The sequence below is a fragment of the Flavobacterium restrictum genome (genome assembly GCF_007097245.1).
In the GTDB taxonomy this organism is placed as follows: Bacteria; Bacteroidota; Bacteroidia; order Flavobacteriales; family Flavobacteriaceae; genus Flavobacterium; species Flavobacterium restrictum.
In genome coordinates, this window is record NZ_VJZT01000007.1 from 72056 (window position 1) to 89585 (window position 17530).

Annotated in this window: 11 protein-coding genes; 4 read left to right on the forward strand and 7 right to left on the reverse strand. The window is 36.6% G+C overall.

The features are described from left to right. Positions 1-52: 52 nt before the first annotated feature. Complete coding sequence (locus FNW21_RS08385; RefSeq protein ID WP_144256288.1) at positions 53-1516, reverse strand: TonB-dependent receptor; 1464 nt, start codon at positions 1514-1516, stop codon at positions 53-55. A gap of 96 nt (positions 1517-1612) precedes the next feature. Between FNW21_RS08385 and FNW21_RS08390 the strand changes: the two genes are divergently transcribed. Both FNW21_RS08390 and FNW21_RS08395 read left to right on the forward strand, forming a co-directional pair. Beyond that, positions 1613-2377, forward strand: a complete 765-nt coding sequence (locus tag FNW21_RS08390) for an MBL fold metallo-hydrolase (protein WP_144256289.1) — start codon at positions 1613-1615, stop codon at positions 2375-2377. A gap of 10 nt (positions 2378-2387) precedes the next feature. Next, positions 2388-2888 carry a hypothetical protein gene (locus FNW21_RS08395; RefSeq protein ID WP_144256290.1) on the forward strand — a complete coding sequence of 167 codons (501 nt, stop codon included), beginning with the start codon at positions 2388-2390 and terminating at the stop codon, positions 2886-2888. A 48-nt stretch (positions 2889-2936) separates the two neighbouring features. Here the strand turns inward: FNW21_RS08395 and FNW21_RS08400 are convergent, their stop codons facing one another. Genes FNW21_RS08400 through FNW21_RS08415 form a run of 4 tightly spaced genes read right to left on the reverse strand, consistent with a single transcriptional unit; the run spans position 2937 to position 7187 of the window. Further along, positions 2937-3584 (reverse strand): alpha/beta hydrolase, encoded by a 648-nt coding sequence (locus FNW21_RS08400; RefSeq protein ID WP_144256291.1) that lies wholly within the window; start codon positions 3582-3584, stop codon positions 2937-2939. A gap of 59 nt (positions 3585-3643) precedes the next feature. After that, on the reverse strand, positions 3644-3970 hold the full coding sequence (locus FNW21_RS08405) for a hypothetical protein (protein ID WP_144256292.1): 327 nt from the start codon (positions 3968-3970) through the stop codon (positions 3644-3646). A gap of 7 nt (positions 3971-3977) precedes the next feature. Then, entirely contained in the window at positions 3978-5231 is a 1254-nt protein-coding gene (locus tag FNW21_RS08410; RefSeq protein WP_144256293.1) for a dihydroorotase, read from the reverse strand. A 27-nt stretch (positions 5232-5258) separates the two neighbouring features. Further along, complete coding sequence (locus tag FNW21_RS08415) at positions 5259-7187, reverse strand: vWA domain-containing protein (RefSeq protein WP_144256294.1); 1929 nt, start codon at positions 7185-7187, stop codon at positions 5259-5261. A 138-nt stretch (positions 7188-7325) separates the two neighbouring features. Between FNW21_RS08415 and FNW21_RS08420 the strand changes: the two genes are divergently transcribed. Further along, positions 7326-8438, forward strand: coding sequence for a lactonase family protein (locus FNW21_RS08420; RefSeq protein WP_144256295.1), 1113 nt, complete (start codon positions 7326-7328; stop codon positions 8436-8438). 113 nt (positions 8439-8551) lie between these two features. Here FNW21_RS08420 and FNW21_RS08425 read toward each other — a convergent pair whose 3' ends face one another. Further along, positions 8552-9631 (reverse strand): AI-2E family transporter, encoded by a 1080-nt coding sequence (locus FNW21_RS08425; protein WP_144256296.1) that lies wholly within the window; start codon positions 9629-9631, stop codon positions 8552-8554. 436 nt (positions 9632-10067) lie between these two features. Here FNW21_RS08425 and FNW21_RS08430 point away from each other — a divergent pair, with 436 nt between their 5' ends. Further along, a complete protein-coding gene (locus FNW21_RS08430) occupies positions 10068-14387 on the forward strand; it encodes a CheR family methyltransferase (protein WP_144256297.1) in 4320 nt (1439 codons plus the stop codon). 23 nt (positions 14388-14410) lie between these two features. Here FNW21_RS08430 and FNW21_RS08435 read toward each other — a convergent pair whose 3' ends face one another. Next, positions 14411-17464: an efflux RND transporter permease subunit gene (locus FNW21_RS08435; protein WP_144256298.1), complete on the reverse strand. Its 3054-nt coding sequence runs from the start codon at positions 17462-17464 to the stop codon at positions 14411-14413. Positions 17465-17530 lie beyond the last annotated feature (66 nt).

Sequence of the window (17530 nt, forward strand, 5' to 3'; positions counted from 1 at the left end):
CAACCGTTATTTTCGGATTGGGACTTTTTTAATGGATTGTTGTAAAGGGAAATTAATCGTTTTCTTTCAATACTTTGTTGGGGTCGTACCCAAAAAGTTCTTTGTCCTTTATGATTTCGGCAACACCAGCGGGTAGCATGGATTCCCATCCTGGTTTTCCAGCGTTAATCATTTTGAGGACTTCACGAGAGAAAACTTCTAGAATTTCATGATTGTAATCGTCTATATCGACTACTTTTCCGTTGAATTTAAAGAATTTGTATAATTCTTTCATTCTAGGATGTACTTTCAAGGTTTCGGAAGTGATGATTTCACCATTTTCACCAATCATTGGGTACAAGAAGACCTTCATGTCGCGGTAAAATAATTTTCCAAAAGCTTCGAGTATGCCACCGCTTAAATGGCGGTAATATTTTTCATCGAATATATCGACTAAATTATTAACACCCATGGCGAGTCCCATTCTAGCTTTGGTATAATTGGCAAAATATTCCACTACTTTGTAATATTCCTGAAAATTAGAAATCATAACCGTTTGTCCCAACGAGCACAATAATTCGGCACGATCCATAAAGTCACGTTCGTCTATTTCGCCATCGGAGCGTAAATTCGACAAGGTAATTTCAAAAATAACGAGAGTATTATTTTTTTCGACTTTATTTTCTTCGAGAAACATTTTTAGTGATTTCTCGTACATGTCCATATTTACTTTGGTTACAGGACGAAAACTTCCTCTAAACGCTAGTATGTTTTTCTTGTACAGAATGGCTGCTGGAAGTATGTTTTTTCCATCGGGATTGAACATTACGGCATCGGTCATGCCGTTTTTTACTAATTGCAAACTCATCAAGCGATTGTCTACATGAGCAAAACGAGGTCCTGAAAAATTGATCGTGTCAATTTCTAATTGGTCTTTGTCTAAATGATCGTATAAATAACGGAGTAATTTTTTGGGGTCATTGTATTTGTAAAAAGCACCGTAAATTAAGTTTACACCAAGTACACCTAGAGTTTCTTGTTGCAGTCGCGAATCCGTTTCCTTAAACCTGATGTGAATAATGATTTCGTTGTAGGCTTCGGTAGGATCTATTTGGTACCTAATTCCAACCCAACCGTGTCCTTTAAATTGTTTAGCAAAATCAATAGTTGCCACGGTATTAGCATAACTAAAAAACATTTTATTGGGATGTTTTTCTCGGCTTAATCGTTCTTCAATTAATTCGCCTTCAAAATTCAGCATTTTTTTGAGGCGACTTTCAGTTACATAACGTCCATCGCCTTCGATGCCATAAACCGCGTCACTAAAGTCTTTATCATAAGCTGACATTGCTTTTGCAATCGTTCCAGATGAGCCACCAGATCTAAAAAAATGGCGAACGGTTTCTTGTCCAGCACCAATTTCAGCAAAAGTTCCGTATATATTTTCATTCAAATTTATACGAAGTGCTTTGTCTTTTATCGAAGGAATTTGTTCAATAACTTTATCTCCTTTGAGTTTTATCTTTTTTGGATCCATTTTTTTTGTATAAATAGGGCTAATATGTTACAAAGTTAATTAAATAGGCTTCTAATGAAAGGGAATTAACCCTATTTTTGTAAAAAAAAGAAACAATTGAAAGTATATTTTTTAGGCACTGGCACTTCGCAAGGTATTCCCATAATAGGAAGCGATCACCCCGTTTGTAAAAGCACTGATTATAAGGATAAAAGACTCCGAGTTGCAGTTTGGATTACGTGGGAAAACAATTCGTACGTAATCGATTGCGGTCCTGACTTTAGACAACAAATGCTTGCTTGCGGTTGCAAAAAGGTAGATGCCATCCTTTTTACCCACGAACATTCGGATCATACAGCAGGTTTAGACGATATTCGGCCATTTAATTTTAAGCAAGGTGAAATTCCCATTTATGCGCATCAGCGGGTAATTGCTAATTTAAAAAGGCGTTTTGAGTACGTTTTTGAAACCGTAAATAAATACCCTGGAGCGCCATCTGTCAAAACGATTACTGTTTGTAACAACGAACCCTTTGCAATAGGCAATAAAACTGCAATTCCTATCAATGTGATGCATGGTGACTTACAGGTTTTTGGGTACCGTATCGATGATTTTGCCTATCTCACCGATGTGAAAACAATTGCGCCCGAAGAAATTGCGAAACTAAAAAACCTCAAAGTTTTAGTGGTAAATGCGCTTCGTGATGCGCCGCACAATACGCATTTTAACTTGCAAGAAGCATTGGATTTTATAGCCTTAATCCAGCCCGAAAAAGCGTATCTTACTCACATAAGCCATCTTTTAGGCTTTCATGAAGCCGTACAAAAAAGACTTCCAGACCATGTTTTTCTCGCTTACGACAATTTAGAAATTACAATTTAATTCCAACAAAATGAAACGATCATTACTCCTTTATGCCTTTATTTTAGCCTTACTTTTTAATGTATACACTTATATGTTCTTGAGCAAAGAAGTCAAATTTGAACAAGATAAATTCAACAAAGTGACCACCAGACTCAAAGATAGTTTAAATGTTGTTTCGGGAAAACTTGCCGATGCTAACTATTTTTCATTAGAAAGAGATGAAAATGCTCAAAATTATTTCAATCCAGAAGCTGCTACCAAAACCATTCAAATCGAAAAATTAGTACCTGTAATTACCGAAAAGTTACTGGATTTAAATACCAATCCAAAAGGGAATCCCTATACTGGTCAAGACCAAATAGGGGTTAATAAATTTATAATCAACAAAGTAAAGGTTTTGAACCACCGCTGGATTATTGCCGATTTTAGCGATGGTGATTATTGGGGCGAAGTGTTATTGAAGTATTTTGTCAATGAGGACGAAAGTATTTCATTTGAAGTCAATCAATCCTTGTTGTACCAAAAGTAAAAATGTACTGCTGCAGTATTCGGTTTCTTAACAACTGAATGCTGTAAACTATTTTCCAAGCAACCAATTCTTGAAATCATAGAAATTTTGTGGAGAAACGCCGTGACCAACAGGGTATTCCTTATAGGTAATTTCGATGCCAAGATTCTCTAAAATTGCTGGTGTTTTTCGAGCCCAATCAATGGGAATAACTTGGTCAACCGTTCCGTGAGAAGCAAATATTTTGAGTTGTGTCAAATTGTTTTTCAAGTAATCGTCGGTTGCAATTTCTAGATTCAAATAGCCACTCATAGCCACCACTTTTTCGATTTTTTCGGGATACGAAAGTGCCACCGCATAACTCAAAATGGATCCTTGACTGAAGCCAATTAACGTCACTTGTGTAGCGTCAATAGGATAATTTGCAACCAATTCGTCAATAAATCCCGCAATCAAATCTCGAGATTCTTTGGCTTGTGCCACATCCGAAAATTTATTTTGATCGGCATCAAAATTGATGGCATACCACGCATAACTCCCATATTGCATGTTGTAAGGCGCACGAGCCGAAATGATATAATAGTTGTCTGGCAATTCCGTGGCAAACGAGAACAAATCGTCTTCGTTGCTGCCATAACCGTGAAGCAACAGTAACACGGGGTTTTTTTCCAGAATTATTTTGGGTTCTCGTATTTTATATTCTAAAGATAGATTCATAATCAGATTATAGGATTTTAGAATTCAGATTTTAGAATTCTTGATTTTGGATTTAAAAATTATGAAATGCTTTTCAGTCCTTTCTGAAAGTATTTACCCAATAACGGTACTGGTTTTGTCTCGCCTTTTATCGCACTAAAAATGCCATACGACCATAAAACAGAAACAAAAATCCACATGGGAGCCGATATCATCAGGCTGTCAAAGTTGCTGATAATCAATCCTAAAGAAATAAATGTGAGCGTTAGTCCTAATCCTTGGCGAATATGAAAACTGGCAAATTCATTCTTGTCTTCGGAGTTCATAGACATTGCTATAAGTACGCCAATGCCTAAAATATAACTGGTAATTGCGGCTGTTTTTCCAGCTTCGATGGTGTTGTTCATGCTGTTTTTAGTTTAGAATCAATTGATTTTGATTCACAATTCCATACACTTTTCCTTTGGTTTTTATACCAATAAAAGCGGAGTTTTTTGATTTGGATAAAATGTTTTCTTTTGTAAAAACACTTTCTCCTTCGGGGTTAAAAAGCGTAAAACTTGCTTTTTGTCCTTCGGCAATAGGATTTATTTGCAGTCCAAAAGGGATTCTTCCAGCAGTTAATTTCGCAATGATAATTTCCATTGGCAACATGGTGATCAAAGTTCCAAAAGCACTTTCGAGCCCGATAGTCCCGTTTTTGGCACCGTCAAATTCCATTTTTTTATGTTCAATGTCTATCGGATTATGGTCAGAAGTAATCATATCAATCGTGTTGTCCAGAATTCCTGCGAGCAACGCTTGTCTATCGGTTTCGGTACGCAATGGTGGCGAAACTTTGAAACGGGTATCAAAATTTTCTAGTGTTACGTCGGTTAAAACTAGGTGATGCACGGCGACGCTACACGTAACGTGCAATCCTTTGGCTTTGGCTTCCTTAATTAATTGCACTGATTTGGCAGTCGAAATCGTTGGGATGTGTAATTTTCCACCCGTGTATTCTAGCAAAAATAAGTTTCGGGCAATTTGCAATTCTTCGGCTAGATTCGGGATTCCTTTCAAGCCTAATTTTGTGGAAACTACGCCTTCATTGGCCACACCATTGCCTTTTATTTTATCATCTTGGGAGAAAGCAATTACTAATCCGTCAAAATCTTGCACGTATTGCAAGGCAATTTTGAGCAAATTGGCATTATCTAAACTTTTTGCATAATCACCAAAAGCAATCGCTCCTGCATTTTTCATGTCAAATAATTCCGCCATGTCTTTTCCTTCGCTTTCTTTGGTCAAAGCGCCAATCGGAAAAAGCTCGGTAGCATAACCATTGGCTTTATTTTTCACAAAATTCACCTGCGATTGATTGTCAATAATCGGGAAGGAGTTGGGTTGTAAAGCGATGGCGGTAAAACCACTTTTGGCAGCAACATTCAAGCCGTTTGCAATGGTTTCACGGTCTTCAAAACCAGGTTCTCCAAGCGAAACACTCGAATCGAACCAACCTTGCGAAAGGTGTAAATTATCGAGTTTTACCTCGGTGGCATTATCTGGATTTTCAAGCGAAGTTCCTATTTTTTGTATGAAACCATCACCTATTAATACATCAAGAGTTTGGTTGTGAAAAGCACTTTCTGGGTCGATAATTGTTGCGTTTCGGATGATTATTTTCATAGATTTTATAATTTTTTGAACCTCGTTTTACTTCACAAATCGGATGATTGCCATTTCGGTTGCTAGAAATAATAATGCAAAGATAAGAAACCATTTCCAAATTTGATTGTCCGTTCTGTTGGTTTGTAATGTGTCAAAAACGGTCGCAATGGAATCGATTGTTTTATAGTTGGATACGGCGTTTTCATTGGTCAAAGCGAGGTTGCTTTCGGATCGATTGTAATTAAAACTGATGTTTTCTACCCATTCCTTTTTGTTGAAAATACTAAAGTTTCCTGCTTGCTCGGGATAATCAGCAAAGGTCAACTTGACTTTGGAAGACATCATTTGCTGAATTGGAATAAAATCTTCGGAGGCATTTTTTACATTCAAAACGGCATCTTTTTCCAGTAAAACATCCACAAAATAAGGATTGGTTGTGCCTATTGTAAACGCATTTATGCCCGTATTTTGGTTTTGCAACGCCATTTTGTAAAAAACAGGAACAATCAACGGCGATTGCTGAAAGTTAGAATTCAACCTATTTATGGGCGCCGAAAAAAGGAAAACGGATCCAACGATATTTTGTAAACTCGTCAAAAAAGGCGTTTGATCTTCGTACGTCAAAACCGCTGGATTTGCTGTGGTAATGGCGAAGGAATGCGTCGTTTTTGGATACTGAAAATTACTAATTTTAGTCTCGAAAACTCCGCCAAACAAAGGATGGTTGAAATTGATTTTGGTAATTCGTTTTTCCTTATTTTCGAGTGTTTTGAATTGGATGTTTCCAAAGGTATTTAAGAATGTATTCGTTGTTGTAATCAAACCCAAAGCCGATGGAATCACAATTAAATTGCCTCCTTTGGCCACAAATGATTTCAAAGTGGTTTGTAAGGCTTGCGGGATTTCGTCTAATTCGTTTAGAACTATAGCATCTTGTTTTTCTAAACTATTGTAATCCAAAGTTGGCAACGAAAAATTGCTGTAATCGAACTCGTCATTGGTGTAAATTCGGGACAAAAAGTCGCTTTTTGCGGTTTCGCCAATACTCAAAACGGTGCTTTTTTTGGTTTTTGAAATACTGAAATACAACACATTATCATACGCTAAACCCGAATCTACGATAGAAACGTAGCCGTGGAATGTTTTTTTGGGAATGGTAAAAAGAACATTTTTTTTCGTTTTATCAAGCGTGACTATTGTTTTGGCAATGAGTTTGTTTTGGTTGTACAACGCCATTGAAACTGGCTTAAAATCCTCGCCATAACCTGATAAAGCAACGCTTATTTCATAAAAATCATCTAGCGTTTGGTGTATAAAAACGCTGTCAATGGCAATGTTATTTTTTTGTTCCACTTTTGGAATAATGAAATACGTGTTGTTGGTTTTGTCGTTATTTTGCAGTTGTTTGGTCGTTAACCCAACGGCATCGGTGATGATGATAATGTCTTTTTTAGCCGCAGATTGGTGTGCTTTTATCTTGGCTAGGATTGGGTCTAATTCGAATGGAGCGGTACTGTATTTTAGGTTTTGCAACTCGGTTCGGATGGATTTTATATCGGTATTCCAGTAGTTTTCGGAGTTGGTCAATAAAGAAAAAGTGCTATTTTCGGGCGTTTCTTCGAGTAATTCTTGTACGGCACGTTTGAGCAATTCGCCTTTTTTGCCTTTGGCTTGCATGCTAAAGGAATTGTCCAGTACGATATACATTTCGTTGTTGGCGTTTTTGCTGTCTTTGGCGTCAAAATAGGGTTGTGCAAAAGCGATTATGATGCAGGTTAGCAATAGCATTCGAGTGGCAAGCAGCAACCATTTTTTGATTTTGGAACTCTTTCTGGTTTGAATCGAAAGGGCTTTGAGCAAGCGAACATTTGTGAAATATTCTTTTTTAAACCGTCGCAATTGAAACAAATGCACCAAAACGGGAACAATCAAAAGGAAAAGAAAGTATAAAATTTCGGGCTGTTTGAAGTGCATTCTGATTTTAGTTTGGTTCAAAAATACGAATTTGTATACAGTTTTTGGTGAAGTTGTTATAAATTTTCAAATGATGAAATAGATGACATGTATTGTTTAATTATTATGTATTTTAGCTTTTCAATAAATTTTAGTATTATGAAAAAATCGTTCGTTATTCTTCTTCTAATTTCAATGTTTACAACCGTGCAAGCACAAACTAAATCCATCAACTTGATTGTAGGAACGTACACCAATAGCTGCGATAGCAAAGGGATTTATGTCTATGATTTTGATACCAATTCAGGGGATTTTAAATTAAAAAATGTATCCGAAAGCACTGTAAATCCTAGTTATGTTTCGCTTTCTAGCAACAATAAAATCATTTATGCCGTTAACGAAAATGGAAAAGAAAGCACCGTTAGTTCGTTTGGATTTGATGCTGCAAGCGAAAAATTAGATTATATTAACAAACAAGATTCCAAAGGAGCTGATCCTTGCTACCTAATAAATGATGCTAAAAATGTGATTGTTGCCAATTATTCAGGTGGGAATATTGCTGTTTTTGGAAAAAACACTGATGGTAGTTTAACCGAAGCCAAACAAGTAATTCAGCATTTTGGAAAAGGAAAAAACACACAAAGACAAGAAAGTCCGCATGTGCACATGGTTTATTTTTCGCCTGACAAAAAGTATGTTTTATCGAATGATTTAGGAACCGATAAAATATACACTTACCGCTATAACCCAACTGCCACAACGAATGTTTTGGAATTAAAAGACAGTATATCAGTAACAGCAGGAAGTGGACCAAGGCATTTGACTTTTAGCCAAGACGGAAAATTAGTCTATGTTTTGCAAGAATTGAATGCCGCTTTGACCACCTTTAGTTACGCCAACGGTGTGCTTAAAAAAATGGACGAAACGACTGTTTTAGCTCCTGATTTCAAAGGAACTTTCAGCGCAGCCGACATTCATTTTTCGCCTGACGGAAAATTTTTATACGCTTCGAATAGGGGAGAAGCCAATACGATTTCGATTTTCAAAGTGTTGAAAAACGGAAAATTAGAATCCAAAGGGCAAACGAGTTCTTTGGGCAAAGGCCCACGAAATTTTGTTATAGATCCAACTGGGAATTTTCTTTTGGTAGGGCATCAATACACAAATGAAATTGTAATTTTCAAAATCAATAAAACTACGGGAAGCCTTACGGATACTGGAAAAAGAATTGCTTTGTGCGCACCAGTTTGTTTGGTTTTTGGGAAGATTTAATTTTAAGTAATCAGTAGTCAGTTTTTAGTGATTAGTATTTAACTGAACACTAAAAACGGAACACTTTTTTTGTCCCTAATGTTGCTTCCTTTGGTTTTTTCACTATCGTTCTATTACTGATTTTCGGTATTTAACCAAATCAAAAACAGCTTGTATCCAATGGTTAATACCACGGCTCCAAGAAATAATCCCAAAAATCCGTTGTAAATAAAGCCACCAATTGCACCCAGAAAAACGACTAACATGGGTACAGGAGATGCTCTTCCTAACAAAATGGGTTTCAAAATATTATCCGAAAGCATTGTAATAAGCAACCAAATGGACAAAATAGTAGCCGTAGTTGTATCTGAAACCGAAAACATATAAATGGCAACTGGAATCGCAATAGGGCCAATTCCTATTTGAATAATGGCTAACACAAGACAAGCAACTGTCCACAAACCAGCAAAAGGAACACCTGCGATAAAAAACGCAATTCCTACCATTACGGATTGAATTATAGCTACGCCAATAAATCCTTTTATCACATTTCGAATAGTCATTACCGTAACATCAGCAAAATGTTCTCCGTTTTGTCCCGCCAATTTTAGGAATATTTTTTGCGAAACGCTTTGTAACGATTCCGAGTAAATCAATAAAACTCCCGCAATGATGATGGAAACGATAAACTCCAAAATGCCTTTGCCAAAACCTGCAAATAAGTTCAAAAGCCACGTACCCACTTTGGTCACTTGATCCGAATATTGCAACATGGTATCTTGCCAATTATCCGATGCTGATTGCCAAATATCAACAATTGGTTTGGCAATAGTAGGCCAATTAGCTGTGGTAGCACCCGGTGGCGGAATCAAAGGTTGGCCTTCGGTATACATTTCGGTGATGTGGCTAATGCCTTCATACAGCGATTCTCCAACCAGAACACTGGGTAGAATCAAAAAGCTTAATAACAAGAGTGTTAAAAAAATACCGGGCACCACTTTTTTTCCCCTAAAGATTTTTACAATGGCACTATAAATTGGCGATAGCGCAATAGCAATCACTGCTGCCCAAATCAAAATCAATATGAAGGGTTTTAAAATGTCAAAACACCACGACAACAACACGAAAAGGACGCCCAAACGGATGATGATATCTACAATTTTATCAAATTTATTGGGAATTGGACTGGAATCAACTGGGTTCATTGGGTTCATTTTTTAGTTGTAAAAGGAATTGTAAACATAAAAAAATTAGTTCGCTTTATGTCTTTTTTATCAAAAAAAACAGCTGCTCCATGCTAAATTTTTGTAGTTTAATGTATTGATAGTGATACTAAAAACTATCTTATTGCCTGTTTTTGCACTTTTTAAAGAACGACTATTTCAATGCAGACTAAATTATTTGCAACAGATTAACGCATTACAAAGCTTTAAAATGTTTTTAATCTATAAAATCTAGGACAAAAACTTTTTTTTCCAATTGTTATCGTATTTCAATAATGCAAAAATAGGTCTTTCTGGTTGCTTATTATTATGATTTGTTGTTAGTTAATGTGTTTGAATTTGACTACATTTGTTTGCAATTAACATTTGTTTATCATAAAACAACTCTAAATTGATTTACTATTTTCCTAAATAAATTGTGGCGAAAATGAAATCAGCAGTTCCTAAAAGTTCTCCTTTACCAATCCTCAAAACCGAAAAAGTAAAGTCAAATCACAATCTTGATCCAGAAGTACTAGCAACTCAATTACTTTCCAATCAAGAAAATGAGGGCGTTGCGCATGGTTTTACAGTAGTGGCCATTGGCGCATCGGCAGGTGGTCTTGAAGCCATTACGCAATTGCTGCAAAGTGTATCGCCAACCACAGGAATGGCGTTTATATATGTACAACATTTGAGTCCCGATCATAAAAGCATTCTCCCTTCCTTATTGTCCAAGGCTACCCAAATGGAAGTGCAAGATATTGATGACATGGAAAAAATGATTCCTAATAATGTGTATGTAATTCCGTATAATAAAGAAATTGAAGTTATTGATGGGCATATTAAATTAATACCCAGACCTAAAAACCGAATTTCGAATCTCTCCATCGATTTGCTTTTTTCATCATTGGCCGAGACGCATAAGGAAAATGTTGTTGGAATCGTTTTGTCAGGCAATGCACATGACGGAACTAGTGGTCTGAAAGAGATAAAACAAGCGGGAGGCATTACTTTTGCTCAAGACGATTCGGCTAAATTTGTGAGTATGCCACATTCCGCAATTGCTTCTGGGGTTGTAGATTTTGTTTTATCACCCAAAGAAATTGGGTTGGAAATAAACCGAATAAGCAAACATCCATTGATTAAACGCAATCCTACCAAAAAAAATCCCGAAGCAGAAATTGAAAATAATGATTCTAATTTACAACTTATTTTGCAACTTTTGCACAAGCATAAAAATGTAGATTTTAGTCATTATAAAATGAATACCATCAAACGGAGAATGTTGCGTAGAATGCTTATTCATAAAATAAAAACGCTAAAGGAATATGCCCTATTACTTCAAGAAAGTACTACCGAAATCGATTTGCTCTATCAAGATTTATTAATAAATGTGACCGACTTTTTTAGAGATCCAGATGCTTTTTCTCTTCTAAAAAGTACAATTTTAACCAAATTATTAAACGCCAAAACTTCGGGAGAAACACTCCGAATATGGGTTGCAGCCTGTGCTACTGGCGAGGAAGTCTATTCCATTGCCATGTCATTGCTGGAAATTCAGAATCATACGATTAGCAGTATTCCTTTTCAAATATTTGCTTCGGATTTGAGTGCCGATGCCATAAATCTAGCTCGTATTGGGGAATATTCGACACATCAATTAACGACAGTTTCTCCCGAAAGACTGCAGCGTTTTTTTACAAAATCCAAAGACAAATACCGCATTTCTAAATCGTTGCGGGATGTTTGCGTTTTTGCACATCACAATATTTTGCGTGACCCACCCTTTTCTAGAATGGATTTTATTAGTTGTAGAAACGTCCTTATTTATCTAGATACCATTGCACAAAAAAAAGCTATTGCAACGTTTCATTACGCCTTAAACGAAGGCGGTTATTTAATGCTCGGCAAGTCGGAAACTATTGGAGCATCGGGACACCTTTTTGGGGTTACCAATAAAAAATACAAATTCTATTCTCGAAAAAACCATTCGGGAGTGAAAACCATACCGGATATAACATCCCGAATAGCCAATTATACTATGCCAAATAAAAATACAAATCCCGCATTAATTCATAAAAAAAACACCACTTCTCCCAACGGAAATGTTGGATTGGCTTTCGATTCGGTATTGCTCGAAAACTATGTTCCAGCCAGTGTGATTATCAATTATGATTTAGAGATTCTTCAATTTAGAGGTGCTACAACACTTTATTTGCAACATTCATCAGGAAAAGCCAGTTTTAATATCCTGAAAATGGCACATCTAGAAATTACTTTTGAGTTGCGCAACGCCATTCACCACGCCATCAAAACCAAGCAAACGGTCATAAAAACAGGTATTGAAATGAACCGTGACAAAACGGGAAATGCGTTCCGAATTGTAAATCTAGAAGTTACCCCAATTGCGATTGAAGGCGAAGAACCGTTACTGGTTGTTGTATTTACGGGACAACAAATTGCAGAAGTAGAACATGATCCTATAAAAGCGGATAATAATAACGCTATTGCAAAAGACCGCCGCATCAAAAAATTAGAAGAAGAATTGACCGCTGCCCGAGCAGATATGGGTTCCATAACGCACGATCAAGAAGCTGCAAACGAGGAATTACAAAGCTTAAACGAGGAAATTGTGTCCAGCAACGAGGAGTTGCAAAGCTTAAACGAAGAGCTCGAAACCTCCAAAGAGGAAATTGAATCGACCAATGAAGAACTTACCACAAGCAACCAAGAATTACACTCTCGCAACCAGCAAATAGAGGAATTGTATTCCTACTCCGAGGCCATTATGGCAACTATTCACGAACCTATGCTGGTACTGGACAAAGACATGAAAATTAGATCAGCCAACAAGTCTTTTTGTAATATGTTTCAGGTAAATGAGGAGGAAAGCATTGGAATATCGCTGTATAAACTGAATAATAACCAATGGAATTTTCAAGGATTACGGGAGCTTCTGGAGGATATTGTACCCAAAAATATTCGTTTCCATGATTTTGAAGTCGATCATACTTTTTCAACAATTGGACACAAAATCCTGCTATTGAATGCTCATCGAGTAAGTCAACCTAGTCAAAATGAAGAGTTAATTGTACTTACTATTATTGACATTACAGCGGTTCGAAAACTAGCGTTGGAAGTCCAAGAAAAAGAGCAAAAAATTCGTGAGATTCAAATGGATGTCGAAAAGAAAGCCCTGAAAATCGTCGAAGATAGTAATAAACGCTATGAAATGATGCTCTTGCAATCGCCATTTGCCTTTGCTATTTTGAAAGGAAAAGAAATGACCATTGCATTGGCTAACGATAGTGTCAAAAAACTGTGGGGAAAAGGAAATCACATAGAAGGAAAATCACTATTTGATGTTTTGCCAGAAATTGTCACTAGCGCAGTGCCCGCTTTACTTCACGAAGTATTTACAACTGGAAAACCCTTTAACGGATATGAACTTCTGGTGCCGCTTATGCGAAAAGGAAAAATGGAGGATGTGTATTTCAATTTTGTGTATCAACCGTATATGGAGGCTGACAAAACCATTTCGGGCGTGGCGGTTATTGCGTATGATGTCACGAATCATGTTATTTTAAAAGATAAATTGATTGAATCCATTGCAAATGCAGAACAAAAAACAACAATTGCGCAAGATGCCCTCAAAGCCAAGCAACAGTTTTTATCGAACATGAGCCACGAGATACGAACACCTATGAATGCTATTATTGGTTTTACAAATGTGATGCTCAAAACCGAATTGAACATCCAACAAAAAGAATGTATCAACGCCGTTAAAACCTCTGGAAATGCCTTGATTGTGATTATAAATGACATTCTAGACCTTGCAAAAGTCAATGCAGGCAAAATGAATTTTGAAGAAAAGCCATTTCATTTAGAACAAACAATCACAGAAATTTTTCATTTATTCGAAATTAAATGCCACAAAAAAAAGATAGCATTAGTAAAAGAAATAGACACCAAAATTCCAAAAATAGTATTGGGTGATGCCATTCGTTTACGTCAAATTATTTTAAATCTCGTTAGCAATGCCATCAAGTTTACCGAAATTGGCAAAATCACATTAAGTGTTAAAATCCTGAACGAAGATGTGCAACAAACAACTGTAGAATTTGCCTTAACGGATACAGGAATTGGGATTCCCGAAAATAAACTAAAAACTATTTTTGATAATTTCGAACAAGCTTTTGACGAAACATCACGATTGTATGGCGGAACTGGATTGGGACTCGCCATTGTAAAACAACTGGTGGAACATCAAGGAGGAACACTAATCCTTAAAAGCGAATTAGGAAAAGGATCCACGTTTGGATTTGTAATGAGTTTTAAAAAAACAACACAAGAAATCCCCATTGAAACCATAGTTGCCATAGATAAAAATAACGCCATCAACAACATCAAAGTTTTGGTTGCCGAGGATATGCCGCTCAATCAACTGTTGATAAAAATCATATTGGAAGATTTTGGTTTTCAATGTGATATTGCCGAAAACGGTAAAATTGCTATTGAAAAGCTACAAAATAACACTTACGATATTGTGCTAATGGACATTCAAATGCCCGAAATGAACGGTTTTGAAACGACTGAATTCATTAGAAACAAAATGAATTCAAAAATTCCTATTATCGCTCTAACAGCAGATGTGACAACGGTTGACATCAAGAAATCGTTGGAAGTAGGTATGAATGATTATATCTCAAAACCTATTGACGAAAAACTATTGTACCACAAAATCAGCAATCAATTGATGAAATAAAACCGTATTTTAGGAATTTACTTTTACTCTAAATGTTTAAAATGCTTTTCGTTTTTATACACTTGCGCCAATAAGCTCGGCAAAACAATCAATAATAATGGCATGGCGATTACAAACCCACCAATTACGGCAATGGCAAGCGGTTGGTGCAGTTCAGACCCAGTTCCTATGCCAATTGCTAATGGCAAAAGTGCAATTATTGCTCCCAGAGCCGTCATTAATTTGGGGCGCAATCGAGTTGAAATAGAATAAATTATGGATTCCTTTACGTTTCTAGTTGCTTTGAACGTTTCCTTAAATTGAAGAAATGTAAAAATAGCGTTCTCGGCAATTATACCAACAATCATAATAATTCCAGTATAACTTCCCACGTTTAAAGGAGTTCCAGTTACAAAAAGCAACATATAACTTCCTGCAATTCCTAAAACCGAAATGAATAGGATAACAATTGCGATTCTAAAATCTCGAAAAAGAAATAAAATAACCCCAAAAACGAGTAAAGAGGCTGCGATTAAAATTAGTAATAATTCCTTGAAGGATTGTTGTTGGTCTTTGTAAGCACCAGCATATTCAATATAATAGCCATTGGGCAAATGAATTTGACTGGAAACTTTGGACTGAATTTCTTGCATGACACTTCCTAAATCCCGATCGTCCAATCGTCCAGTTACCACATTCATCATTTGGAGGTTCTCACGCTCGATTTCGGCAACCCCTTTTTGCACCGAAATAGTCACCATACTCGAAATGGGAACCGCTTGACCGTTTGGCAAAAATATTTTGAGTTGTTTGATGTCTTCCAAGCTTCGTTTTTGACCATTGGCATAAATCAATCGAATGGGAGTTTGTTTTTCGTTTTCTAATAAAGTACCTACCACATTTCCTTCGAGAGCGGTTTGCATTTGAAACTGTAAATCGGTTGGCGTAATGCCGTATTGCGCTAGTTGTGCATAATTTGGAACAATATTTATTGCTGGGCCAGCCAAAACAATTCCGTCAAAAACATCGGCAGTTCCTTTTACTTTTTCGATAATGGCGGTTACTTTTTTGGCTATTTTTTGTAATTCGGCTTGGTTGTTCCCAAAAATTTTTACTTCTATTGGCGAAACAGAGCTCATTAAATCGCCCAACATATCCATGATAACTTGCCCAAAATCGATGCGCAAAGCGGGTTGTGTGGCTTCTACTTTGGTACGAATTTCATCAATGACATCGTTGCTCGTTTTGTTTCGGTCTTTTTTTAATTGAATTAAATAATCGCCACGATTGGGTTCGGTGATAAAAAATCCCATTTGTGTTCCCGTTCTGCGGCTGTAGGCTTCGACTTCGGGAATTTTTATGATGATTTTTTCCACTTCGTTTAGCATTCTATCAGTTTCTTCAAGAGAAGTTCCTGGCGGAGATTCATAATCCAAAACAATACTTCCTTCATCCATTTCAGGTAAAAATCCTGTTTCAAGATTAGGCAAAATAATAATTATGGAAAGGAGTAAAACAACACAAAAAGCAAGACTAATAATGGGTTTTCCTATAAAATACGCCACCCAGTTTTGGGTTTTTACTTCGTGAATTTCGGTTTTGTTTTTAGCAGAACTAGTTGAATTTTCTTTTTTAGACAACCACAAATAAATCACAGGAAGCAACAACCAAGTCACAAAAAACGAACAAACCAAAGTGATAATCATGGTATCCGTAAGCACTTTAAAATAGGAACCAGCCACGCCACTCATCAATGCAAATGGAATAAAAATCACAATCGTACTGACGGATGAGCCCACCATTGCTGGAAACAAATACTGAATGGCTTTTTGCAAAAGCGTTACCGTTGGCTCGTCTGGATGTTCCTCGTGTGTGCGATGAATTTGCTCTACAACCACAATTGCATCGTCAATAATTAACCCTAAAGCCGCTGCAATAGCACCCAAAGTCATGATGTTGAATGTTTGTCCAGTTAGGTACAAAACGAGCAAGGTCAATCCTAATGTTACTGGAATTACAATCAAAATAGTAGCACTTGCTTTGGCTGATTTCAAAAATAAAACAGCTACAATTATGGCTAATAATAGTCCAATTAACAAACTATCGGTCACACTTTTTACGGCATCGTTTACAAAAGTAGCTTGCTGGTAATAAGGTGTGATTTTGATCCCGTTGGGAAGTATTTTTTTTAGCTCTTCTAATTTCGCATTCATCGCATCCGTAAGCGAAATCAAATTAGCATTGGGTTGCTTGATAACGGCAACCAATATACTTTCTTTGCCATTGGCATTGACTTTTATGTATTCTTTGGCTTCCTTAACTGCAACGCTCGAAATGTCTTTTAGGGTAATAATTCCTTTGCCATTATTGCTAATCACGAGGTTTTCGAGTTCGTCTTTTTTATCGACTTGCGCATCAGTAATGGTTAAATACAAATACCGATAATCCGACAAATATCCATTGGATTTTATAAAATTGGTCTCACTTAACACCTGCGTAATCGCATTGGGAGTAATTCCTAAAGCGGTCATTTTATTAAAATCCAATGCCAACCAATACTCTTTTTCTTTACCGCCAATAATCCGAATTTCCGAAACGCCATCGATTTGCGACAGAAAGGGTTTGATGGTATAAGTAGCAATTTTCTTGAGTTCGATAGCCGATTTTCCTTTGCTTTCAATCGCATAACCAATAACTGGCAGTATGGACGGATTCATTTTTTCGACTGTAATTTGAACATTGGGAGGCAAATCGTTTTGAATTTGACTTATTTGCTCTTCGATACGCGTTTTGCTCAAATCAATATCCGCTTTCCAATCCATAAAAGCCGAAATTTCACAACTTCCACGACTCGTGGTACTGCGAACGGTTTTTAGATCTTGTACTTTTTTGATGGCATTTTCTAGCGGTTTAGTCACCGTAACCATCATTTTATCAATGGGTTGCTGACCTGCATCGGCAATGATTTTGATTTTTGGGAATGTGATTTCAGGAAATAAACTGGTTTGCATTTTAGAATACGCAAAAAAACCTCCCAAAATAATCAGGAAAATTATGGCACTCAAACCGTTTTTATGCTTTACAAAGAAGTTGTTCATGTTTTATATTTTTTAGCCACAGATTTAAAGGATTAAAAAGGATTTCAAGAATCTGTGAAAATCTTT

Excerpts from the sequence above, each read along its gene's own strand:
- FNW21_RS08385 (WP_144256288.1), bottom strand. The coding sequence starts at position 1,516 with ATGGATCCAAAAAAGATAAAACTCAAAGGAGATAAAGTTATTGAACAA.
- FNW21_RS08405 (WP_144256292.1), bottom strand. The coding sequence starts at position 3,970 with ATGAACAACACCATCGAAGCTGGAAAAACAGCCGCAATTACCAGTTAT.
- FNW21_RS08430 (WP_144256297.1), top strand. The coding sequence starts at position 10,068 with ATGAAATCAGCAGTTCCTAAAAGTTCTCCTTTACCAATCCTCAAAACC.
- FNW21_RS08415 (WP_144256294.1), bottom strand. The coding sequence starts at position 7,187 with ATGCACTTCAAACAGCCCGAAATTTTATACTTTCTTTTCCTTTTGATT.
- FNW21_RS08400 (WP_144256291.1), bottom strand. The coding sequence starts at position 3,584 with ATGAATCTATCTTTAGAATATAAAATACGAGAACCCAAAATAATTCTG.
- FNW21_RS08410 (WP_144256293.1), bottom strand. The coding sequence starts at position 5,231 with ATGAAAATAATCATCCGAAACGCAACAATTATCGACCCAGAAAGTGCT.
- FNW21_RS08395 (WP_144256290.1), top strand. The coding sequence starts at position 2,388 with ATGAAACGATCATTACTCCTTTATGCCTTTATTTTAGCCTTACTTTTT.
- FNW21_RS08425 (WP_144256296.1), bottom strand. The coding sequence starts at position 9,631 with ATGAACCCAATGAACCCAGTTGATTCCAGTCCAATTCCCAATAAATTT.
- FNW21_RS08420 (WP_144256295.1), top strand. The coding sequence starts at position 7,326 with ATGAAAAAATCGTTCGTTATTCTTCTTCTAATTTCAATGTTTACAACC.
- FNW21_RS08435 (WP_144256298.1), bottom strand. The coding sequence starts at position 17,464 with ATGAACAACTTCTTTGTAAAGCATAAAAACGGTTTGAGTGCCATAATT.